This is a genomic window from Streptomyces sp. NPDC002386 (assembly GCF_053593175.1).
This window is the reverse complement of sequence record NZ_JBSFBX010000022.1, coordinates 38,088-58,433: the sequence shown is the minus strand read 5'-3', so window position 1 is coordinate 58,433 and position 20,346 is coordinate 38,088. Positions and strand designations below refer to the sequence as shown.

The 20,346-nt window shown below is 72.4% G+C and carries 17 protein-coding genes; 4 read left to right on the top strand and 13 right to left on the bottom strand.

What is annotated here, in order from left to right; all coding sequences use genetic code 11:
- Positions 1-14: 14 nt before the first annotated feature.
- From ACWCPN_RS32475 to ACWCPN_RS32445, 7 genes are all read right to left on the bottom strand, one after another.
- The gene (locus ACWCPN_RS32475) at positions 15-554 is read right to left on the bottom strand and encodes a hypothetical protein (protein WP_451213629.1); all 540 of its coding nucleotides are present in this window, start codon (positions 552-554) and stop codon (positions 15-17) included.
- A 30-nt stretch (positions 555-584) separates the two neighbouring features.
- Complete coding sequence (locus tag ACWCPN_RS32470) at positions 585-1,148, bottom strand: hypothetical protein (RefSeq protein WP_451213626.1); 564 nt, start codon at positions 1,146-1,148, stop codon at positions 585-587.
- Positions 1,039-2,010 carry a lysophospholipid acyltransferase family protein gene (locus tag ACWCPN_RS32465; protein ID WP_451213623.1) on the bottom strand — a complete coding sequence of 324 codons (972 nt, stop codon included), beginning with the start codon at positions 2,008-2,010 and terminating at the stop codon, positions 1,039-1,041. Before ACWCPN_RS32465 ends, ACWCPN_RS32470 begins: the two co-directional genes overlap by 110 nt.
- Positions 2,010-2,780, bottom strand: coding sequence for a GNAT family N-acetyltransferase (locus ACWCPN_RS32460; protein ID WP_451213620.1), 771 nt, complete (start codon positions 2,778-2,780; stop codon positions 2,010-2,012). The genes ACWCPN_RS32465 and ACWCPN_RS32460 overlap by 1 nt, the downstream gene beginning before the upstream one ends.
- Before the next feature lie 236 nt (positions 2,781-3,016).
- Positions 3,017-3,766, bottom strand: coding sequence for a succinate dehydrogenase/fumarate reductase iron-sulfur subunit (locus tag ACWCPN_RS32455; protein WP_365124776.1), 750 nt, complete (start codon positions 3,764-3,766; stop codon positions 3,017-3,019).
- Entirely contained in the window at positions 3,763-5,712 is a 1,950-nt protein-coding gene (locus ACWCPN_RS32450; protein WP_451213617.1) for a fumarate reductase/succinate dehydrogenase flavoprotein subunit, read from the bottom strand. Before ACWCPN_RS32450 ends, ACWCPN_RS32455 begins: the two co-directional genes overlap by 4 nt.
- A 2-nt stretch (positions 5,713-5,714) precedes the next feature.
- Positions 5,715-6,386: a succinate dehydrogenase gene (locus ACWCPN_RS32445; protein ID WP_451213718.1), complete on the bottom strand. Its 672-nt coding sequence runs from the start codon at positions 6,384-6,386 to the stop codon at positions 5,715-5,717.
- Between the two features lie 120 nt (positions 6,387-6,506).
- Here ACWCPN_RS32445 and ACWCPN_RS32440 point away from each other — a divergent pair, with 120 nt between their 5' ends.
- Positions 6,507-7,391, top strand: coding sequence for a LysR family transcriptional regulator (locus ACWCPN_RS32440; protein ID WP_451213614.1), 885 nt, complete (start codon positions 6,507-6,509; stop codon positions 7,389-7,391).
- Between the two features lie 466 nt (positions 7,392-7,857).
- Here the strand turns inward: ACWCPN_RS32440 and ACWCPN_RS32435 are convergent, their stop codons facing one another.
- The 3 genes from ACWCPN_RS32435 to ACWCPN_RS32425 all read right to left on the bottom strand — a co-directional run bounded on the left by ACWCPN_RS32435 (position 7,858) and on the right by ACWCPN_RS32425 (position 12,054).
- Positions 7,858-10,002, bottom strand: a complete 2,145-nt coding sequence (locus tag ACWCPN_RS32435) for a putative bifunctional diguanylate cyclase/phosphodiesterase (protein WP_451213611.1) — start codon at positions 10,000-10,002, stop codon at positions 7,858-7,860.
- Positions 9,999-10,811 (bottom strand): SAM-dependent methyltransferase, encoded by an 813-nt coding sequence (locus ACWCPN_RS32430; protein WP_451213608.1) that lies wholly within the window; start codon positions 10,809-10,811, stop codon positions 9,999-10,001. The genes ACWCPN_RS32435 and ACWCPN_RS32430 overlap by 4 nt, the downstream gene beginning before the upstream one ends.
- 280 nt (positions 10,812-11,091) lie before the next feature.
- Positions 11,092-12,054 (bottom strand): SCO0930 family lipoprotein, encoded by a 963-nt coding sequence (locus ACWCPN_RS32425; RefSeq protein ID WP_451213605.1) that lies wholly within the window; start codon positions 12,052-12,054, stop codon positions 11,092-11,094.
- 753 nt (positions 12,055-12,807) lie between these two features.
- Between ACWCPN_RS32425 and ACWCPN_RS32420 the strand changes: the two genes are divergently transcribed.
- Together ACWCPN_RS32420 and ACWCPN_RS32415 are read left to right on the top strand one after the other, a co-directional pair.
- Positions 12,808-12,936: a hypothetical protein gene (locus tag ACWCPN_RS32420; RefSeq protein ID WP_365124768.1), complete on the top strand. Its 129-nt coding sequence runs from the start codon at positions 12,808-12,810 to the stop codon at positions 12,934-12,936.
- Between the two features lie 30 nt (positions 12,937-12,966).
- The gene (locus ACWCPN_RS32415; protein WP_451213602.1) at positions 12,967-13,731 is read left to right on the top strand and encodes a bestrophin-like domain; all 765 of its coding nucleotides are present in this window, start codon (positions 12,967-12,969) and stop codon (positions 13,729-13,731) included.
- A 169-nt stretch (positions 13,732-13,900) separates the two neighbouring features.
- On the opposite strand, the gene ACWCPN_RS32410 is transcribed toward ACWCPN_RS32415, so the two are convergent.
- Positions 13,901-14,854 carry a hypothetical protein gene (locus ACWCPN_RS32410; protein ID WP_451213600.1) on the bottom strand — a complete coding sequence of 318 codons (954 nt, stop codon included), beginning with the start codon at positions 14,852-14,854 and terminating at the stop codon, positions 13,901-13,903.
- Between the two features lie 332 nt (positions 14,855-15,186).
- Between ACWCPN_RS32410 and ACWCPN_RS32405 the strand changes: the two genes are divergently transcribed.
- Positions 15,187-15,870: a class F sortase gene (locus tag ACWCPN_RS32405; RefSeq protein ID WP_451213597.1), complete on the top strand. Its 684-nt coding sequence runs from the start codon at positions 15,187-15,189 to the stop codon at positions 15,868-15,870.
- 27 nt (positions 15,871-15,897) lie between these two features.
- On the opposite strand, the gene ACWCPN_RS32400 is transcribed toward ACWCPN_RS32405, so the two are convergent.
- Positions 15,898-16,731, bottom strand: coding sequence for a polysaccharide deacetylase family protein (locus tag ACWCPN_RS32400; protein WP_365124762.1), 834 nt, complete (start codon positions 16,729-16,731; stop codon positions 15,898-15,900).
- 104 nt (positions 16,732-16,835) lie between these two features.
- Positions 16,836-20,126, bottom strand: a complete 3,291-nt coding sequence (lysX, locus tag ACWCPN_RS32395) for a bifunctional lysylphosphatidylglycerol synthetase/lysine--tRNA ligase LysX (protein WP_451213594.1) — start codon at positions 20,124-20,126, stop codon at positions 16,836-16,838.
- Between the last annotated feature and the right edge of the window lie 220 nt (positions 20,127-20,346).

Sequence of the window (20,346 nt, the reverse complement as noted above, 5' to 3'; positions counted from 1 at the left end):
CCGAGGGCGGGACGTCAGGTGCTGAGCAGCCGGTTGAAGAAGGAGCGGTAGCGGCGCAGCGCTCCGCGCAGTTCCTCGGTGTCCACCCGTTCACCCTGGCCCCACTGGCCTTCCAGGTCCTTCTTGTGCTGGTCGAAGGTGGTGGCCAGGGTCCGCATGACGTCCGCCACCAGGGCGTCGGCGTCGTGCACGGCCTCCCTGGGGTCGTCCACGAACCTGCCCTGGATCTGCTGCCAGCGGTCGCGGAAGCCCTGTTCCTCCCCGTCGGTCAGCAGTTGAGGCGTCTCGTCTTCGGACGTACCGGGACCGCGGTCGGACCGGTCCGGAGCCGGGGCGCCGGCCTCGGGGCCCTGGGCTTCGGACTCGCCGCCCGGCGCTTCGCTCTCGCCGCCCGGTGGCCGGTTCCCGGTCTGCCCGGTGCTCTCGCCGGGGTAGACGGGAGCACGCGTCGCGGTCGCATCCGCCTCGTCCCCGGGGCCGGGTCCGGTGGGCCGGGCAAGGTCACTGGTGGACAAGCCGCCCGTGGTGCGGCGTGTTTCCTCGTTGCTGTGCACGGTGTTCCTCCATGCGGGTCGTGCGGGGCGTCAGGTCCGGGCGTGGGCCCGGCCGCCGCCGTCGGAGAGCAGCTCGTCGAACAGGGCGCGGTAGTGCACCATGGCACCCCGCAGCTGCTCGGTCGTCGCCTGGCGTTGTGTGCTGAGGGACTCCACCTCGTGCGCGGCGCGGTAGTGCTCCAGCGTGCGGCCGTGCTCCACCGAGAGGTCCCTGGTCTGCTGCTCGAAGTCCTCGGTCGGATAGCCCCGCTCACGCATCAGCGAGGTCACCAGGCGGTCGGCGTCGTGCACCGCGTCCTGCGGCCGGTCCACGAACTCCTGCTGGACGTCGTTCCACTCGCGTGAGTAGCGCTCGCGGGAGACGGGGGGCAGCGGCCTGATCTCCAGGGAGTCGTGGCGCCGCTCACGGTCCCTGAGCTCCCGTTCGGCGGTGCGCCGGTCGCCGGACCCCTCGACGGTGCGCTCGTATTCCGGGCCGAAGCGCTCACGGAGGCGCTTGCTCCGCATCCGGGAGACCGCCATGGCCATCAGCGCGACCAGCGCGATCACCACGACGATCGGGATGATGATCGCCAGCAGGGTTCCGGTGGACATGGCCAGAAGCGTTCCCGTGTACATGGGCACACGCTCCTCGGAGAGTAGTGATGTGCGTGTCCCGGGTTCCCATTCGGGACGTATATACCCATCCCGTCCGATACATGGCGGCCCGGGCGAGCGTCCGCCGGTCCTGGTGGCGGCCGTCCGGGATGAGCGGGCGCACCTCCACCTCGGCCACCAGGCCGCGCGCGGAGGCCACCCGCCACAGCGAGGCGAACAGGGTGTCCTCCCCGACGAACGCGGCCGCCGCGGCCACTTCTCCCCCGGCGCCGCGATAGCTCAGACGCACCGGCTGCACGGGTACCCGAGCGTCGAGCGCGGCCTGGAAGACGGCCCGGCGGAAGTGCCCCCGGCCGCGGCCGCACCAGGTGCTGCCCTCCGGGAACACCGCGACGGCCCCACCGGCCCGCAGCGCCGCGCCGATCCGGGCGACGGTCTCCGGCAGGGCGCGCAGCCGGTCCCGTTCGATGAACAGCACTCCGGCCCCCGCGGCCAGCCGGCCCGCCACGGGCCACCGCCGTATCTCGGACTTGGCGAGCATCCGCGCCGGCCGGACCGCCGCGAGCAGTGGGATGTCCAGCCAGGAGATGTGGTTGGCGACCAGCAGGAGGCCGCCCTCGGCGGGCGCGGAGCCGGTGAGCCGGACCCGGACGCCCGCGGCCCTCACGACAGCCCGGCACCAGCACCGGACCCAGCCGGCCGGGAGCCGGCCGCCGAGCGGGGACAGCGCGGTCCCCGTGAACACCAGGGCGGCGAGCGCGGCGAGCCGCAGCACGGCCCGGGGCGCGGCCACGGTGGGCCCGGCCGGTTCCAGGCAGGCGGCCGGGTTGCAGGGCGCCGTGGGCAGCCAGACGCTCATCAGGCCGGCACGAGCGAGAGGAAGTGCCGCAGATAGCGCGGGTTGACCCGGCGCATCGGCAGCAGGACGTACAGATCGGCGACCCCGAAGTCGGGGTCGTGCGCGGGTTCCCCGCACACCCAGGCGCCGAGCCGCAGGTAGCCGCGCAGCAGGGCGGGCAGTTCACCGCGGCCGGCCGGCACCGCGGCGGAGGGCACCCACGGCAGCAGCGGGCGCACCCGGTACTCCTCGGGAGCCAGGTGCTTGGCGCGCACCCGCTCCCAGGTGGCGGCGGCCCGCGTGCCACCGTCGGTAAGCGGTACCGAGCAGCAGCCCGCCAGCCACTCGTGGCCCCGGTCGACCATGTAGCGGGCTATCCCGGCCCAGATCAGTCCGATGACCGTTCCGTCGCGGTGGTCGGGGTGCACACAGGAGCGGCCGACCTCCACCAGCCCGGGCCGCAGTCCGTCGAGCGCGGTCAGGTCGAACTCGCTCTCCGAGTAGAGCCGTCCGGCGACCGCGGCCCGTTGCGGCGGCAGCAGACGGTAGGTCCCGACGACCTGGCCGGTGACCGTGTCGTTGACGAGGAGGTGGTCGCAGTACGCGTCGAACGGGTCGACGTCGAGGCCCGGTTGCGGGGTGCTCAGCAGGGCGCCGAGCTCCCCGGCGAACACGTCGTGCCGCAGCCGCTGGGCGGCGCGGACGTCGTCCTCGTCGCGGGCGAGGGTGACGGTGTAGCGGGTGGGGGCCGCGGGCTGCGAAGGACGGTCGAGCGTGGTGACGCCGGTCATGGCTCACTCCCTGGTCACGGGCCGGGTCGGCAGCGGGGCGGCCCGGCGTTCCGGGCCGCCGCTCCTGTTCTTCCGATGCCGGTTGGCGTGTGTGTGACCGGTGGCGGGAGCGCGGGTGTGGGGTTGTTGAACGGCATGGGCGCGCGTCGGGCCGGGAAAGCCAGACGGGGCCGGGATGAGCACCGTCCCCGGCCCCGCCCGTCCGCCCCTGTACGGCGAACGTCCCGTGGTCCGCGCTACCGCTTGGCCGCCTTGCGCGTGGCGCGCAGCCACTCCTTGTTCATGCCGGTGATGGACATCAGCGGAATGCCCTTCGGGCAGGCCGTCGCGCACTCCCCGGTGAGCGTGCAGCCGCCGAAGCCCTCCGCGTCCATCTGCGCCACCATGTCCAGCACCCGGGTCTCCCGCTCGGGCGCGCCCTGCGGCAGGACGCCCAGGTGGTTGACCTTGGCGGAGGTGAACAGCATCGCCGCGCCGTTGGGGCACGCGGCCACGCAGGCCCCGCAGCCGATGCACTCCGCGTGCTCGAAGGCGAGGTCGGCGTCCGGCTTGGGCACCGGGGTGGCGTGGGCCTCCGGCGCCGAGCCCGTCGGTACCGTGACGTAGCCGCCGGCCTGGATGATCCGGTCGAACGCGGACCGGTCGACGACCAGGTCCTTGACCACCGGGAAGGCCGAGGCGCGCCAGGGTTCCACGTCGATCACGTCGCCGTCCGCGAAGGAGCGCATGTGGAGCTGGCAGGTGGTGGTGCGCTCCGGGCCGTGCGCGTCGCCGTTGATGACGAGCGAGCAGGCGCCGCAGATGCCCTCGCGGCAGTCGTGGTCGAAGGCGACCGGGTCCTCGCCCTTGAGGATGAGCTCCTCGTTGAGGGTGTCGAGCATCTCCAGGAAGGACATGTCCGGGGAGATGCCGTCCACCTCGTACGTGGACATCGCGCCGTCGGCGTCGGCGTTCTTCTGCCGCCAGACGCGCAGGGTGAGCTTCATGCGTAGCTCCGCTGGGTGGGGTGGACGTACTCGAAGACCAGGTCTTCCTTGTGCAGGACGGGAGCCGAGCCGGTGCCCGTGAACTCCCAGGCGGCCGCGTAGCCGAACTCGTCGTCCCTGCGTGCCGCTTCGCCTTCGGGGGTCTGCGACTCCTCGCGGAAGTGGCCGCCGCAGGACTCGGCGCGGTGCAGCGCGTCGAGGCACATCAGCTCGGCCAGCTCCAGGTAGTCGACGATCCGGTTGGCCTTCTCCAGCGACTGGTTGAACTCCTCCCCGGTGCCGGGCACCTTGATGCGCCGCCAGAACTCGTCGCGGATCTGCGGAATGCGTTCCAGGGCCTTGCGCAGCCCGGAGTCGGTGCGGGCCATGCCGCAGAACTCCCACATCAGTTCGCCGAGTTCGCGGTGGAAGGAGTCGGGGGTGCGGTCGCCGCCGACGGCGAGGAGCAGGTTGAGCCGGTCCTCGGTCTCGGCCAGCACCTCCTGGACCACCGGGTGTTCTCCGGTCACCGGCTCCTGGTGCGGGTTGCGCGCCAGGTAGTCGTTGATGGTGGCCGGGAGCACGAAGTAGCCGTCGGCCAGGCCCTGCATCAGCGCGGAGGCGCCGAGCCGGTTGGCACCGTGGTCGGAGAAGTTGGCCTCGCCGACGGCGAACAGGCCGGAGACGGTGGTCTGCAGGTCGTAGTCGACCCAGAGACCGCCCATCGTGTAGTGCACGGCCGGGTAGATGCGCATGGGCACCTCGTACGGATCCTCGTCGGTGATCCGCTGGTACATGTCGAAGAGGTTGCCGTACTTGGCCTCGACGGCCTTGCGGCCCATCCGCCGGATCGCGTCCGCGAAGTCGAGGTAGACGCCCTGCCCTCCGGGGCCCACTCCCCTGCCCTCGTCGCAGACGTTCTTCGCGGCGCGGGAGGCGATGTCGCGCGGGACCAGGTTGCCGAAGGACGGGTAGATGCGCTCGAGGTAGTAGTCGCGCTCGTCCTCGGGAATCCGGTTCGCGGGACGGTCGTCGCCCTTGGCCTTCGGCACCCAGATGCGGCCGTCGTTGCGCAGCGACTCGCTCATCAGCGTCAGCTTGGACTGGTGGTCGCCGGTGCGCGGGATGCAGGTGGGGTGGATCTGGGTGAAACAGGGGTTGGCGAAGTGGGCGCCGCGCCGGTGGGCCCGCCAGATCGCGGTGGCGTTGGAGTTCATGGCGTTCGTCGACAGGTAGAAGACGTTGCCGTAGCCGCCGCTCGCCAGGACGACGGCGTCCGCGAAGTAGGTGGAGATCCTTCCGGTGATCAGGTCCCGGGCGACGATGCCCCGGGCCCGACCGTCGACGACGATCAGGTCGAGCATCTCGGTGCGCGGGTGCATCTCCACGTTCCCGGCCGCGATCTGCCGGGACAGCGCCTGGTAGGCGCCCAGCAGCAGTTGCTGGCCCGTCTGACCGCGGGCGTAGAAGGTCCGGGACACCTGCACGCCGCCGAACGAACGGGTGTCCAGCAGGCCGCCGTACTCGCGGGCGAACGGCACGCCCTGGGCCACGCACTGGTCGATGATCTCGACGGAGACCTGGGCGAGGCGGTGCACGTTGGACTCGCGGGCCCGGAAGTCGCCGCCCTTGACCGTGTCGTAGAACAGGCGGTGGACCGAGTCGCCGTCGTTGCGGTAGTTCTTCGCCGCGTTGATGCCGCCCTGCGCGGCGATGGAGTGGGCGCGGCGCGGAGAGTCCTGGTAGCAGAACTGGACCACGTGGTAGCCCTGTTCGGCGAGGGTGGCGCCCGCGGAGCCGCCGGCCAGACCGGTGCCCACGACGATGACCGTGTGCTTGCGCCGGTTGGCGGGGTTGACCAGCTTGGCCTCGAAGCGGCGCTTGTCCCACCGTTCGTGGATGGGGCCGGCGGGCGCCTTGGTGTCGACGGCCGGTTCACCGGTCGTGTAGTCGGTGTACGAGGTCATGATCAGCTCACCACTCCGGTCATCACGCCCACGGGTACGGCGACGAAGCCGGCCGTGAGCAGCAGCGCGAGGACGTTCGCGAGGGTCTTCAGGGCGCGGTCGCGGGAGCGGCTGCCGACGCCGAGGGTCTGGGCCGCGCTCCAGAAGCCGTGCCGGATGTGCAGGCCGAGCGCGAGCATCGCGACGATGTAGACGACGTTGCCGTACCAGGTGGAGAAGGTGTCCACCACGTTCTGGTACGGGTGCCCCTGCTGGAAGCCGCCGGAGTGCACGGTGCCGGTGGTCAGGTCCAGCAGGTGCCAGACGATGAACAGGCCGAGGATGATCCCGCCCCACCGCATCGTGCGGGTGGCGTAGCCGGCCCGCGGCCTGCTGTGCACGTACTTCACGGGCCGCGCCCCGATGTCGCGGCGGCTGAGCTGGTAGGCGGACGTGGCATGGGCGATCACGGCGGCTACCAGGACGACGCGGACGAGCCAGAGCGTCCACTCGTAGTGCATGAAGGGCTCGCCGATGGTGCGCAGCCAGTGGGCGTAGTGGTTGAACTCGCCCGCCCCGAAGTAGATCTTCAGGTTCCCGATCATGTGCGCGACCAGGTAGAGCAGCATGATCAGACCACTGACGGCCATGACCGTCTTCTTGCCGACCGTGCTGTCCCACATCGTGCGCGCCATGGACGGTCGTCGGTCCGTCCGCGTTGCCAGAGCCATGTTCACAAACGCTAGGGCCGAAGGGACCGATCGGTCCAAGACATGGTCCGGCTTGATTCCATAGGCAGCGGCTATTCTGGCTGCATGCAGTTCCAGCAGCTCCAGTACTTCGTGGCCGTCGCCGAGACCCGGCACTTCACCCGGGCCGCGGAACTGGTCCACGTCGCGCAGCCGTCGCTGTCCCAGCAGATCAAGGCGCTGGAGCGGGAGCTGGGCGCGGATCTGTTCCTGCGCGCCCGGGGCAACATCACGCTGACCGACGCCGGCGAGGCGCTGCTGCCGCTGGCCCGGCGGATCCTCGCCGACGCGGACACGGCCCGGCACGAGGTGCAGGAGCTGGTGCAGCTGCGCAGGGGGCGGGTACGGCTGGGCGCGACGCCGAGCCTGTGCACCGGACTGCTGCCGGACGTGCTGCGCGCCTTCCACGACCGGTATCCCGGGATTCGGCTGCTGATCGAGGAGGGTGGCTCGCACGACCTGGTGCGGCAGCTGGCCCGTGGCGCCCTGGACCTCGCCCTGGTCGTGCTGCCGCTGCCCACGCCGTCGCCCGCCCTGACCACGGTGGAGCTGCTGCGGGAGGACCTGGTGGTGGTGTCGTCGCCGGACGCGCGGGCGCCCGGCGGGGGCGGGCGGGTCGTCGACATCGCCGGCCTGGAGGGCGAGCGGCTGGTGATGTTCCGGCACGGGTACGACCTGCGGGAGCTGACCGTCGCGGCGTGCCGCTCCGCCGGGTTCGAGCCCGACTTCGCCGTGGAGGGCGGCGAGATGGACGCGGTCCTGGGATTCGTGCGGGCCGGACTGGGGGTGGCCGTGGTGCCGCGGATGGTCGCCACCCGGGCCGGACGGGGGCTGCGGGTCACCCCGCTGGCCCGGCCCGGCCTGCACCGGACCATCGCACTGGCCCACCGCAGCGACGTCGCACCGCCCCGGGCGGCCCGGGAACTCCAGCGGATGCTGCTGGAGCGGTGAGCGGCGCGGCGGGCGGGCCGGGGTGCCGGTGACCGGGTGCCGGTGGCGCCGGCGCCCCGGTGGCCGCCGTGCGCGAGCGGACGCTCGGGCCCCCGGAATGCGGACGGCCGCGCGGCGGGCCGGGGCGGCCGGGCAGGCGGCGCGGACGGTGGGCCGGGCCCGGTCCAGGGCGTCGGCCGAGGCGGTCTGCCCGCGCCCCGGACCGCGGGACAGGCGCCCCGCGTCACGGACCTCGCCGCCTTGCTGTGCGCCGGCATACTCGCGGGCCCTCGCCGGACCGGGCCGGGCCGCCGTGGTCTCCAGCCCCTGCCCCCCCCCGACCCGCCTCCGGTTCGGCCGTCGGAAGGCGCCGTTCGTTCACCGGGCGATCCATCGTCCGGTCCTCCGTCGTCGGAGTGCACGACGCGACGGCGGGCACGGTCGAGGCGCACCCGTCATGGTCGTCGTCGTACCCGGCGGGTGGCCGTCAGCCGGTCGCGTCCACGAGCGCCAGCTCGTGCAGCCTCTCCGGCGGACCCGGCCTGGCGTAGTACCAGCCCTGGGCCGTGTCGCAGCCCAGGATGCGCAGTTGCTCGGCCTGGGCGCCGGTCTCCACGCCCTCGACGGTGACCGCGAGGTCGAGGCTGTGGGCCAGGGAGACGATGCCCTCGACGATCTTCAGATCGACCGGGTCGGCCGGGAACTGCTGCATGCCCCGGGTGAAGGAGCGGTCCAGTTTCAGGACGCTCACCGGCAGCCGGCGCAGGTTGGCGAGGTTGGAGTAGCCGGTGCCGAAGTCGTCCAGGGCGATGTCGACGCCCATCTCGGCGAGCCGGCGCAGCGGCTTGAGGAGGTCGTCGTCGGCGCCGATCAGAGCCGACTCGGTGACCTCCAGGCAGAGGGCGTCCGGGGTGACGCCCGCGCGTTCGAGGATGTCGACCGTGTCCTGGACCAGGCCCGGGTGGCCGAGCTGGCACGGGGAGAGGTTGACGTTGATGCGCAGCGGGCCCGCGGCGCCCTGGCCGGCGTACCGTTCCCGCCATTCGCGGGCCTGCCGGATCGACTCCTCCAGCACCCAGCGGCCGAGCGGCACGATCAGGCCGGTGTGCTCGGCGAGCGGGATGAAGCGGTCGGGGCCGAGCACGCCGTGCTGCGGGTGCAGCCAGCGGACCAGCGCCTCGGCGCCGCGGACGCTGCCGTCTCCGAGGTGGACCAGCGGCTGGTACTCGATGAAGAACTCGCCGCGCTCCAGGGCCGTCGGCAGGGCGGTGGTGAGACCGTGCCGGGTGATGGCGCGGGCGTCCGCCTCCGGGTCGGCCAGTTCGGAGCGGTTGCCGCCCGCCGACTTGGCCCGGTACATGGTGATGTCCGCGCTGCGCAGCACCTCCGCCGCGGTGCGCTCGCCCGCCGGACCCTCCACGATGCCGAGGCTGCCGCGCACCAGCAGGTCCCGGCCGTCGATGCTGACGGGCGTGACCAGGGCGCTCATGATGCGCTCGGCGAGCTCGTCGACCTCGCGCTCGGTGTCCATGCCGGTGGTCAGCGCCACGAACTCGTCGCCGCCGAGCCGGGCGACCATCTCGCCGGGCGCCGTGGCGCAGGACTGGAGCCGGTCGGCGACCTCCACCAGCAGCCGGTCGCCGGCCGCGTGGCCGAGGCTGTCGTTGATGGTCTTGAAGCCGTCCAGGTCGAGGTAGCACAGGCCGAAGCGCTGGCCCTCGCCCGCACCGAGGGCCTTCTCCAGGCGCTCGAAGAACAGCGTGCGGTTGGGCAGGCCGGTGAGGGCGTCGTGCGTGGCCTCGTAGCGCAGCCGGAGGTTGAGCAGGCGGCGCTCGGTGGTGTCCTCCATGAGGGCGAGCTGGTACTGCGGGTTGCCGTCGGCGTCGCGGAGCAGGGAGACCGTCAGGTTGGTCCACAGAGCCGTTCCGTCCGGCCGGTTGAAGGCCTTCTCGACGTGGTAGTGCTCGCGCTCGCCGCGGACCAGTTCCTCGTACAGCTTCCAGGTCTGCGGCGCGTCCTCCGGGTGGGTCCACTCCAGCACCCGGCGGCCGCGCAGGCCCGCTTCGGGGAGGCCGAACATGCGCAGCAGCGCCTTGTTGACCTGCAGGACGTTGCCGTCCAGGTCGGCGATCCCGATACCTATGGCCGCGCCCTCGAACACGGCGCGGAACCGGGCCTCGCTCGCGTGCAGCGCCTGGGCGACCACGCCCTGGGCCCGCAGCGCGGCCTGGGCGATGGCCTCCTGTTCGGCGAGGGTGCGCTCCCGCAGCGCCTGCGCGTATCCGGCGGCCATCGCGTGCTGCAACCGCGAGGAGCGCGCGCGCAGTTCGTCCTGCGGGCTGTCGTCGCCGCAGTAGAGCACCAGGTAGGCGTCGACGCAGTCCAGGGTGCGGGCGAGTGTCTCGGGGTCGGTGCAGTGCGCCCCGACCAGCGCGGAGCCGATGGACTTCGCCTCCTCGGCGGCGAAGCCCCGGGTGTGCAGCAGGTCGCGCAGCCGGCCCGCGAGGGGCAGGAGCAGCTGTTCGAACTCCGCGCGGGTCAGCGAGGTGGAGGTGACGGGGAAGACCGCCCGGCTCCAGATCGTCGCGAACCGGCGCAGTCTGTCCTCCGGCCCGTCCGGCTCCGCGCTCACGCCTTGCGTCCCACGCCGGCGAACCCGGAGAAGGCGTAGGGATCCTCGTCCTCCGGCGCCGACTCCGGCCGCCAGTGCGGCATCGGCACCACTCCGGGTTCCACCATGTCGTACCCCTCGAAGAACCGCGCGATGTCGTCGTGCGAGCGCATGATCAGCGGGTTGCGAATGTCCCTGTACACGTCCACCGTGCCCTCGGCCCGCTCCGCCGTCAGCGGTATCCCCTCGTACGAGGCATGGGTGAGGATCAGCAGGCTGCCCGGCGCGAGTGCGTCGCGCAGCTCGGCCACCGCACCGTAGGGGTCGTCCACGTCTTCCACGAAGTGAAGTATCGCAACGAGAAGCAGCGCCACTGGCCGATTCAGGTCGATGAGACGGCCCAGTTGGGGGCTCGCGAGTATTTCCCGGGGCTTTCGCAGGTCGGCGGCGATCACGTCGGTGCCGTCGTCACCCTGGAGCACGGCCTGGCTGTGCGCCACGGCGACGGGGTCGTGGTCGACGTACACCACCCGGGCGTCCGGGGCCGCGGACCGGGCCACCTCGTGGACGTTGCCGTGGGTCGGGATGCCGGAGCCGATGTCGAGGAACTGGGTGATGCCCTCGCCCGCCGCGAAGCGCACCGCGCGGCGCATGAACGCCCGGTTGGCCTGCATGATCTTCGGCAGCCCCGGCATGAACTCCATCGCCCTGCGGGCCGCTTCCCGGTCGACCTCGAAGTTGTGCGATCCGCCCAGGTAGAAGTCGTAGATACGCGAAACGCTCGGCACCGAGATGTCGATGCTCCGGGGGGCCCAGGCGGGACGCTCCATGTATCTCTCCCAGGGGTGGCTTACGGGGAAGGCGATCCGGTGTTCGAGCAGAGGCTACTGATCGCCCGCCAACGGAGCGACCAGAACCGGAAATTGACCATCCGTTCCCGGTCACTGCCTGCGGCAAGTACCCGTGCGACCCCGCTGTGTCACCGCGCCCTGGCCGGCGCCGGCGATTCGTACGGCATGCGAACGGTCCGCCCCCTCCGTGCGGTGCGGAGGGGGCGGACCTTCGGTCAGGCGCCGGCGGGCGGGGCGATCGACCCTGGGGAGGTGATCCTTACTTGCCGGGCGCGCCGACCGGCTTGCCGTCGGGCGAGACGGCGTACCACGTGCCGCCCACGCCCTGACCGTTGGTGTCTCCGGGGGCCTTGTCACCGGAGAAGGTGTAGATCGGCCAGCAGTTGACCGACATCTGCTTGACGCCGTCGGGCCGGGTGAAGGGCATGAGCCCCTTCTTCTTCACGCCCTCGGTGTCGTCCGCCTTCACGGGGCCGACGGCCGGCCACTTCTCCAGGCAGGCGCCGGTGCAGTTCGAGACGGACTTCGGCCAGGCCTGGTCCTTCAGGAAGCGGTAGACCGTCATGCCGTTCTTGTCCACGACGATGTCGCCCAGTTTGGGGTCCTTGTGCACGGACAGACCCGGCAGGTCGGACACCTTGGCCTTCTTGCCGTCGGGGGCCAGCGCGAACCACTTGCCGCCCACACCCTGGCCGTTGACGTCGCCGGAGTTGACGTCCTTGGCGTAGCGGTAGGCGGGCCAGCCGCCCACCGTGAGCTGCTTGCTGCCGTCGGCCCGGGTGACCTCGCCCAGCAGCGCCTTGTCGATCCCGGCTCCGGCGGTGGCGTCGTCCGCGGGCACCGGCGGCCACGTGGTGGCGCAGTCGCCGGAGCAGTTCGACTTGGGCGGGTTGGCGGTGTCCTTGTCGAAGCGGTAGAGGGTGAGGCCGGAGCCGTCCGTCAGCACGTTGCCCAGGTCGGGGTTGGCGGCCACGGTCAGCTTGCCCGCGGGGGCCGCCGGACTCGGGGAGCTGGAGCTCTGGTTGCCGTCGGCGCCGTAGCCGTTGCCGGCGCCCGTTCCCGTACCGGCCGGGCTGCCGTAGTCGCCCGCCGCCGCTGTGGCACCCACGTTCTGGGCCGCCGACGCGGGGGTCGTGGTGTTGTCCTGACCGCACGCCGTCGTCAGTGCCAGCACCGAAGCGGCCGTAGCCACCAGCGAGGCGGTCCGCCAGGAGGTCCTCATCGTCAACTCCCATAATTCGCCTGGATATTGCAGCGCTCTGCTGCGCCGCCGCACGGCCATGGGTACGCGGCGCGGGGGTGGGAGCGTTCAATCCGGGCCCGAAATTCTTTTCGCCTCCTGTGACGCGGCACCGGGAAGCGGGGTCACAAAGCGGCCCGAACAAGCCAGTTGAGGCGTTTCACCCGGTCAAACCATTCATGGCGGTTTGTCATCCCTTCGGATCAATCCCCGGGCAGCGCGGACCACAGCCCCGCCCGGCGCCTCATGATCTTCGTCGTGCAAGGACCCGAAGCGACCCGATGCGCGCCCGTCACACGGGCGTTGGCCCTGGTGGCACTGACCTGGACCCTGGTGGGCTGCCCCGCAGGGGCCGCGTCGGCCGACGCCTGTGCGTACGCCTCGACGGGCCCGGACGGCACGGTGGCGGTGGCCGTGGCGGGCGGGCACCACTGGCCCCCCGTACCGCCGTGCCCGGAACCGACGCCCCCGTGCCCGCCGACCCCCACCCCGACGCCGACCCCCACCCCGACGCCCACGCCCACCCCCACGCCGACCCCGCCGCCGAAGCCCACGCCCGAACCGAGGCCGACACCGGTGCCCGATCCCCCGCCGAAGCCGCGGCCGCCCGTCCGGCCCGCCCCGGCGGCGCCCGCTCCCCCGCCCAGGGCCAGGCCCGCGCCCCCGCCCGCCCCGCCACCTGCATCGAAGCCCGCCCCGCCGCCCGAGCCCGCCCCACGGCCCTCCGCGACCCCGGTGAGCTACCCGGCGTACCGCCCGCGGCCGGCCCACCACACCGCCCCTTCCCCCACCTCACCGGTCACCTACGTCCTGCTCATCACCGTGCCCGCGATCGTCGCCGTCGCGGCGCTGCGCCCGCGCTGAAGCGCCGGCCGCCCACCTCTGGAGGCACCGTTGTCGGATTGGCTTGTTCTCGTCCTCGCCATGCTGGGGGCCTGTGCGGTCGTGGTGGTCATCACCCTCGTACGGCACAAGAGGGCTCCCGAGGACGAGGACCCCAGTGAGACCCCGGACGTCATCGAGTACATGACGATGTGGATCGGGGTGGTGTACGCCATCGTCCTGGGTCTGGCCATCGCGGGCGTGTGGGAGGCGCGCAGCGCCGCGCAGGACCATGTGCAGGCCGAGGCCCAGGCGCTGCACGAGATCTCCGAACGGGTCCGGGTCTACCCGCCGGACGTCCGTGACCGCATCCGGAGCGACGTCGACGCGTACGCCCGGTACGTGGTGACCACCGAGTGGAGGTCGATGACGGAGCACGGCCAGGTCACCGGACGCGGCGGCGCACTGCTGGCGCGGGTCCGCCACGACGTGACCGACTACAGGCCCGGGAACGACTTCGAGGCGCAGGCGTACCAGCCGGTGCTGGACCAGATGGCCACCGCCGACCAGGCGCGCAACGCGCGCGCCGACTCGACCGGCCCGACCATGCCGCCCGTGGTGTGGTGGGGGCTGCTGAGCGGGGCGGTGATCACCATCGGGATGGTCTTCGCCCTGCAGATCCGGCGCACCACGCGGGAACTGGTGCTGGCCGGGCTGTTCTCCGCGACCATCGCCTTCATGCTCTTCCTCATCTGGGACTTCGACGCCCCCTACAGCCGGGGCATCGCGGCCACCGCCGAGCCGTTCCTCACCCTGATCCCGGGCGCCGGGAACTAGGGGGCTTCTCCCCGGTCTTCGCGGGTCCGCGACGCCCGGGGAGACGCCCCCGAGGGCCCCGCGTCCGGGCCGGGCGTGCGACGGACTTCGCCCCGGTCCCGTCACGGGACCGGGGCGAGGCGGGGACGGTCCGGGGGCCGGGCTCCGGTGGAACGGGAGCCGGGGCCGGTCAGACGCGCTTGCCGGGCCGGCGGCGCAGCCAGAACGTACCGCCCCCGAACACGGTGGCGGCGGCCACCAGTCCGCCGCCGATGGCCACGTCGGTCGGCGTGGCGCCGGCGGACCGGCTGCCGCCGAGGCCGCCCTTGACGCCGCCGAGCACGGTGAAGGCCGCCTGGCGGCTCACGGTGCGGCCGTTGCAGTCGACCCTGACCTCGTACCGTCCGGGCCGGGCGTCGCGGTCGACGTGGGCGACGCCGCGCGAGATGCTGTCGCGGACCCGGGTGAGTCGGACGGGGCGGAAGGCGCGCGAGGACGCGATGCCACCGCGGCAGCCGTTCACCGTGACGGTGAGCCGGCCGCCGGCCGGGAGGACGTCGGGCGAGACGATGATGTTGCGGTGGTTGCCGTCTCCCTGGCCGCCGAAGTCGCCGCCCTGGCCGAAGTCGTCGCCGAAGTTCCCGTCGCCCCCGAAGTTGTCGTTCCCGAAGTTGTCGCCGCGGCCGTTGCCGAAGTCGTCGCCCCGGCCGTTGCCGAAGTTCTCGTTCCCGCGCCCGTTGTCGAAGTTGCCGTTGCCCCGGCCGTTGTTGTCGTTGCCCCGGCCGTTGTCGTTGCCCCGGCCGCCGCCGATGTTGCCGTTGATGTGGCCGTTGAAGTTGCCGTTGATGTTGCCGTTGAAATTGGCGTTCCCGTTCCCGGGGAAGTTGCCGGGGAAGTTGCCGTTCCCGGGGAAGTTGCCGGGGAAGTTCCCGTTCCCGGGAAGGAGTCCGTTCCCGGGGAGAATTCCGTTGAAGTTTCCGTTGCCGGTTCCGGGGATCACCACCGCCCCGGTGTTCCCGGTCCCGGTGGTGTCCGACGGGCCGCCCCCGTTGCCCATGCCGTCAGCGACGGCCACGGGGGCGGTGGCAAGCCCCAGTACGGCGACCGCAGCGCACGCGGCCCCCAGGGCACGTTGGTTTCGCATGTGATCCTCCGCGGGAGGCACCCCGGGTCCGGTTCCCGGGCGATCGGCGAGAAAGCACCTCCCGATCAGACCCTCAGGCGCCCGGAACACGCCCGCACATCGAGAATGGTCCGTTCTGGTGAGCGGACACGCCGACGGAAAACCACACAATCAGATATTCTTGCAGGTCACGGCCCATCAGAAAAATCCTTTCCGCTGCAACTCGGATGGCGCACCGACGAGGTGACGGGCCACCCGTTCGCCCGTCGCCCCGTCGCCCGCCCCTCGCACGGGACTTAGCGTTTTCCCATGCGCGAAGGCGTGGTGACCGCCGCGTCGAGAGGGGATGGCGAATGTCTGCGTCCGAGCTGGCCGAACTGGCCGAAGAGGAGGAGCGGCGGCGCAAGCGTGCCCCCTGGGGCGTGATAGCGCTTGTTCTGCTGACCGGTCTGGCGCTCATCCGCAATGGCTCGGGTGAGTTCGACGTCGGACCGCCGCAGCCCGCGTCGGCGGCGGCCGCGGACAGCCGTGCCACGCCGGAGCAGGACCCGGCCGCGGTGGCCGCCCCCGTCACCCCGCTGGCGTTCTCGCCGGTCGAGCAGGTCCGGATCCCGGCGATCCACGTCGACGCGCCCGTCCAGCCCGTGGGCCTGGACACCCAGGGCTGGGTCGGTGCTCCGCCGCCCGAGGACCCCAACCTGGCGGGCTGGTTCACCGGTGCCGTGTCCCCCGGGGAGAAGGGCACCGCGGTGATCGTCGGGCACGTCGACAACCAGCGGGGCCCCGCCGTGTTCTACGGGCTCGGGGCCCTGAAGAAGGGCAACCGGATCGAGGTCCGGCGCCAGGACGGCAAGACCCCCGTGTTCGAGATCTACGGCGTGGAGGTCTTCGCGAAGAGCAGCTTCCCCGGCAACCGGGTGTACGGCTCGAAGGGCACCCCGGAGCTGCGGGTGATCACCTGTGGCGGCGGTTTCACCAAGCAGCACGGCTACGACGGCAACGTCGTCGTCTTCGCCCGCCTGGTCGCGGTGCGGTGAGCCGCGGCCGGGCGGGCGGACGCCGCCTCAGGTGAGGCGCCGGGGCGGCACGGTGAGGTGGTAACCGGAGTCGAGCAGATGCGGCAGGTACTCCCGGATCGCCTTGACGCTCTGCGAACGGTCGCCCCCGGCGTCGTGGGAGAGCACCACGACGCCGGGGGCGGCGCCGTCCTCCACCCGGTCGATGATGGTTCCGGTGCCGGGGGTCATCCAGTCGGTCGTGTCGACCGTCCAGGCCATCGGCTCCATGCCCAGGTCGGAGCCGATCTGGAAGGCGGCGCGGTTCCAGGCGCCGTAGGGCGCGCGGAACCACTGGGGACGCTCGCCGTAGCTGTCCTCGATGACGTCGCTGGTCCGCTCCATCTCGGAGCGGATCTCCTTGCGGTTGAGGCTGGTCAGCAGGGGATGCGTCCAGGTGTGGTTGCCGACGACATGCCCCTCGTCGGCCATCCGGGCCAGCAGTTCCCGGTTGTCCACGACGCACTCTCCGCAGACGAAGAACATCGCCCGTACGTCGTACTTGGCGAGGGTGTCCAGGATGTGCGGCGTGTAGGCCGGGTTGGGGCCGTCGTCGAACGTCAGCATCATCTGCCGGCCGCGTCCGGAGATGCGCAGAATGGGCTCGTGCCGGACCTTGGGCTTGCGGGGCGCGGCGCGCGGCGGGCCGTACCCGGTGAGCGGCTGGAGCCGGAAGGCCGAGGACTTGAGCTGCTGGCGGGCCTGCGGTCCGGCGACGGGGGCGGCGGTGCGGGCCGGCTCCCCGCCGCCGGCCAGGACGATTCCCGCGGTGCCCGCGGCGCCCAGCGCGGCGGTCCCGGCGAGCAGCATGCGGCGCCGTGTGAACAACTGATCCTTCTGCATGACTCATCAGTCGCCCGGCACCCCTCCGGCGCACCACAACGACACCGTTGCGGCGGCGGTAATGCACCCGTACGGCGCAACGCCGGACGCCCCGGGAACGATCTTCAGGAGGGGCGCCGTCCGCGGCGCACCAGCGGGAAGGGCAGGGTCTCGCGGATCGTCAGGCCGGTGAGGAACATGACGAGCCGGTCGACGCCGATGCCGAGGCCTCCGGTGGGCGGCATCGCGTACTCGAGGGCGTCGAGGAAGTCCTCGTCGAGTTCCATCGCCTCGGGGTCTCCCCCGGCGGCCAGCAGGGACTGCGCGGTGAGCCGGCGGCGCTGCTCGACGGGGTCGGTCAGCTCGGAGTAGGCGGTACCGAGTTCGGTGCCGAAGGCGACCAGGTCCCAGCGCTCGGCGAGCCGGGGGTCGGTCCGGTGCTGCCGGGTGAGCGGGGAGACGTCGGTCGGGAAGTCCTTGTAGAAGGTGGGCAGCAGGGTGCGTTCCTCGACGAGCCGTTCGTACATCTCCAGGACGACGTCACCCGGGCCGTCGTCGGCGGTGTACGGCACGCCGGCGCGGTCGCAGAGCCGGTGCAGCCGCAGGAGTTCGGTACCGGGGCCGATCTCCTCGTCCAGAACCTCGGAGAGCGCGCCGTACACCGTCCTGACCGGCCACTCCCCGGAGATGTCGTACGCGCGCCCGTCCTTGTGCGCGACCGGCGAGCCGAAGGCGGCGGTCGCCGCGCCCTGGATCAGTTCCCGCGCCAGGTCGAGCATCACGTCGTAGTCGGCGTGCGCCTGATAGGCCTCCAGCATCGTGAACTCGGGGTTGTGCTTGTAGGAGACGCCCTCGTTGCGGAAGGTGCGGCCCAGCTCGAACACCTTCTCCAGGCCGCCCACGCACAGCCGCTTCAGGTACAGCTCGGGGGCGATGCGCAGGTACAGGTCGAGGTCGTAGGCGTTGATGTGGGTGGTGAAGGGGCGGGCGTTGGCGCCGCCGTGGATCTGCTGGAGCATCGGCGTCTCGACCTCGAGGTAGCCGCGGTCCAGCAGGCCCTGGCGCAGCGCCTGTACGGCGGCGGAGCGGGCGCGGACCACCCGGCGGGCGTCGGGGCTCGTGAGCAGGTCGAGATGCCGGCGGCGGACCCTGGCCTCGGGGTCGGTGAGGCCGTGCCGCTTGTCGGGCAGCGGGTGCAGGCACTTCCCGGTGAGCTGCCAGGAGCGTACGAAGACGGTGGGTTCGCCCTTGTCGCTGCGCCCCGCGTGCCCGGTGACGGTGATGTGGTCGCCGATGTCGGTGTCGGCCCGGAAGCGGTCGAGCGCGGGCCCGCAGCGGTCCCGGGTGAGGGCGAGCTGGTGGTCCCCAGACCAGTCGCGCAGCACCGCGAAGACGATGCCGCCGAAGTCGCGGACCAGCATGACGCGGCCGGCGACCGTGACGTCCTGTCCCTGCGGGACGTCGGCGAGGGCGTGCGTGGGCCGGGGGGTGCCGACGGGGTACGGGTCGGTGCCGGTGGCGCGCAAGCGGTCGAGGGTGTGGTGCCGGACGCGGACCTGGTCGGGCAGGCCCGCGTCCGGAGCGGCGGCTCCGGCTTCGTCCCCTCCGTCGAGGCCGAGCGCCGTCGAGGACGGCGGCCCCTCGGTGGTGGCGGGCCGCCGCCCTGTCTTCGGGTGCCCCTTTCGGCGGAGTTTGCGCAAGGAAGGTACGGAGACGAATCCTTCGGCGATACCGGAGGCGAGGCCGATGCGGGCGAGCGAGGCGGCGTCGCCGTAGCAGATGAAGCGCGGGTACCACTGCGGGTGGTACTTGGCGTTGGAGCGGTACAGGGCCTCCAGTTGCCACCACCGGGAGAAGAACAGCAGCAGCCGGCGCCAGAGCCGCAGGACCGGTCCGGCGCCGATGCGGGCGCCCTCCTCGAAGACGGACCGGAAGACGGCGAAGTTGAGCGAGATCCGGTGCACTCCCAGCTTGGGCGCGACCGCGCAGAGTTCGGTGACCATGAACTCCATCACGCCGTTGGGCGCGGCGCGGTCACGGCGCATCAGGTCCAGCGAGACGCCGTCGCGGCCCCAGGGCACGAAGGACAGCAGCGCGAGGAGGCGGCCGTCGTCACCGAGGGCCTCCACCAGCAGGCAGTCGCCGTCGGCGGCGTCGCCGAGCCGGTCCAGGGCCATGGAGAAGCCGCGCTCGGTCTCGGTGTCCCGCCACGCGTCGGCCTTCGCGACGATCTCCTCCGTCTCCCGGTCGGTGAGCTGGGCGTGGCGGCGGACCCGGCAGGTGGCGCCGGTGCGGCGGACGCGGTGCACGGCCTGCCGGGTGACGCGCATGTCCCGGCCGTTCAGGTCGAAGCCGGGGACGTGCAGGATCGCCTCGTCGCCGAGCTGGAGGGCGCCGAGCCCGGCCCGGGCGTAGGCGCGGGCGCCGTCCTCGGAGGCACCCATCACGGCGGGCGCCCAGGCGTGCCGGCGGGCCACGTCCAGCCAGGCGGCGATGGCGTGCGGCCAGGCCTCGGGGTCGCCGACCGGGTCGCCGCTGGCCAGGCAGACGCCCACCTCGACGCGGTAGGTGACGGCGGCCTTGCCGCTGGTGGAGAACACGACGGCCTTGTCCCGGCGGGTGGCGAAGTAGCCGAGCGAGTCGCGGTCGCCGTACGCCTTCAGCAGCGCGCGGACGCGGTCCTCCTCGTCTCCGTGCAGGGCCGCCTCCAGGCGCTGCGAACGGAACAGCGTGGCCGCCGCGTTCAGGAGGGCGAGCGCGCCGAGCAGACCGAGCACGAAGGTGACGCGGCGCGGCGGGCGGCCGTCGTAGGCGCTGTTGGAGACGAGCCCGCCGCACACCCGGTCCGCCGCCCAGGCCAGGTGCTGGCCCTGCGGAAGGGTGCCGGGGAACAGCGAGACCAGGCCCCAGCCGAGCAGGATCGCCACCGCGAGGCCGCCCAGCAGCACGCCCAGGGCCCGCCACACGGCTCCGCGGCGGGAGGCGGCACAGAACTCCCCCCGGGCGGCCACCAGCACGAGCAGCAGCAGGGCGCACAGCACCAGGGACGGCAGCGACTGGCGGTACAGACCGAGGGCCAGCCCGAGGGCGTCGCTGAGGACCAGCAGGCCCAGGTAGACGACGACCAGCCACCAGGCGACCTTCTTGCGGGCCGCGGTGGCGCCGGCCAGCAGGAACAGGAAGACGGCGTAGGCGAGGTTGGCGCTGATCGGGACCAGGAGCAGATCGAGGGCCCGGACGACCGGGCGCAGGACGCGGCGCAGCGGGGCGACGAACGCGAGCAGGGCGCACAGCAGGCCGAGCGCGGCGAAGAAGGCCCCGAAGGCTTCGGGCACCCGCCCGAGGTGCCCGCCGGCGGACGGGGCACCCGTCCCTCCGGCGGCCCTCCGTGCGGCCGGTCCGGCGGTGGCAGTCATGGTTCCGACTGTAGGAAGACCCCGGTCGGGCCGCCCGTCGAGCGCCCGGCCTCGCACGCCCCGCGTGGCCGGTGCCCGCGCGGGGCGTCGCGGGGGGGGCGTGGCCCGGCCCGAACCTGCGGACCGCCGCACAGCCACGTAGCCGGTGTCCGTCTCGGTGTCCGTCGCAGGGGCCGTGGCGCGGCCCGAACGTACGGCGTCGATCGGCTCCGTGAACCCG

Excerpts from the sequence above, each read along its gene's own strand:
- ACWCPN_RS32470 (WP_451213626.1), bottom strand. The coding sequence starts at position 1,148 with ATGTCCACCGGAACCCTGCTGGCGATCATCATCCCGATCGTCGTGGTG.
- ACWCPN_RS32465 (WP_451213623.1), bottom strand. The coding sequence starts at position 2,010 with ATGAGCGTCTGGCTGCCCACGGCGCCCTGCAACCCGGCCGCCTGCCTG.
- ACWCPN_RS32460 (WP_451213620.1), bottom strand. The coding sequence starts at position 2,780 with ATGACCGGCGTCACCACGCTCGACCGTCCTTCGCAGCCCGCGGCCCCC.
- ACWCPN_RS32455 (WP_365124776.1), bottom strand. The coding sequence starts at position 3,766 with ATGAAGCTCACCCTGCGCGTCTGGCGGCAGAAGAACGCCGACGCCGAC.
- ACWCPN_RS32450 (WP_451213617.1), bottom strand. The coding sequence starts at position 5,712 with ATGACCTCGTACACCGACTACACGACCGGTGAACCGGCCGTCGACACC.
- ACWCPN_RS32445 (WP_451213718.1), bottom strand. The coding sequence starts at position 6,386 with ATGGCGCGCACGATGTGGGACAGCACGGTCGGCAAGAAGACGGTCATG.
- ACWCPN_RS32440 (WP_451213614.1), top strand. The coding sequence starts at position 6,507 with ATGCAGTTCCAGCAGCTCCAGTACTTCGTGGCCGTCGCCGAGACCCGG.
- ACWCPN_RS32430 (WP_451213608.1), bottom strand. The coding sequence starts at position 10,811 with ATGGAGCGTCCCGCCTGGGCCCCCCGGAGCATCGACATCTCGGTGCCG.
- ACWCPN_RS32425 (WP_451213605.1), bottom strand. The coding sequence starts at position 12,054 with ATGAGGACCTCCTGGCGGACCGCCTCGCTGGTGGCTACGGCCGCTTCG.
- ACWCPN_RS32410 (WP_451213600.1), bottom strand. The coding sequence starts at position 14,854 with ATGCGAAACCAACGTGCCCTGGGGGCCGCGTGCGCTGCGGTCGCCGTA.
- ACWCPN_RS32405 (WP_451213597.1), top strand. The coding sequence starts at position 15,187 with ATGTCTGCGTCCGAGCTGGCCGAACTGGCCGAAGAGGAGGAGCGGCGG.
- ACWCPN_RS32400 (WP_365124762.1), bottom strand. The coding sequence starts at position 16,731 with ATGCAGAAGGATCAGTTGTTCACACGGCGCCGCATGCTGCTCGCCGGG.
- lysX (WP_451213594.1), bottom strand. The coding sequence starts at position 20,126 with ATGACTGCCACCGCCGGACCGGCCGCACGGAGGGCCGCCGGAGGGACG.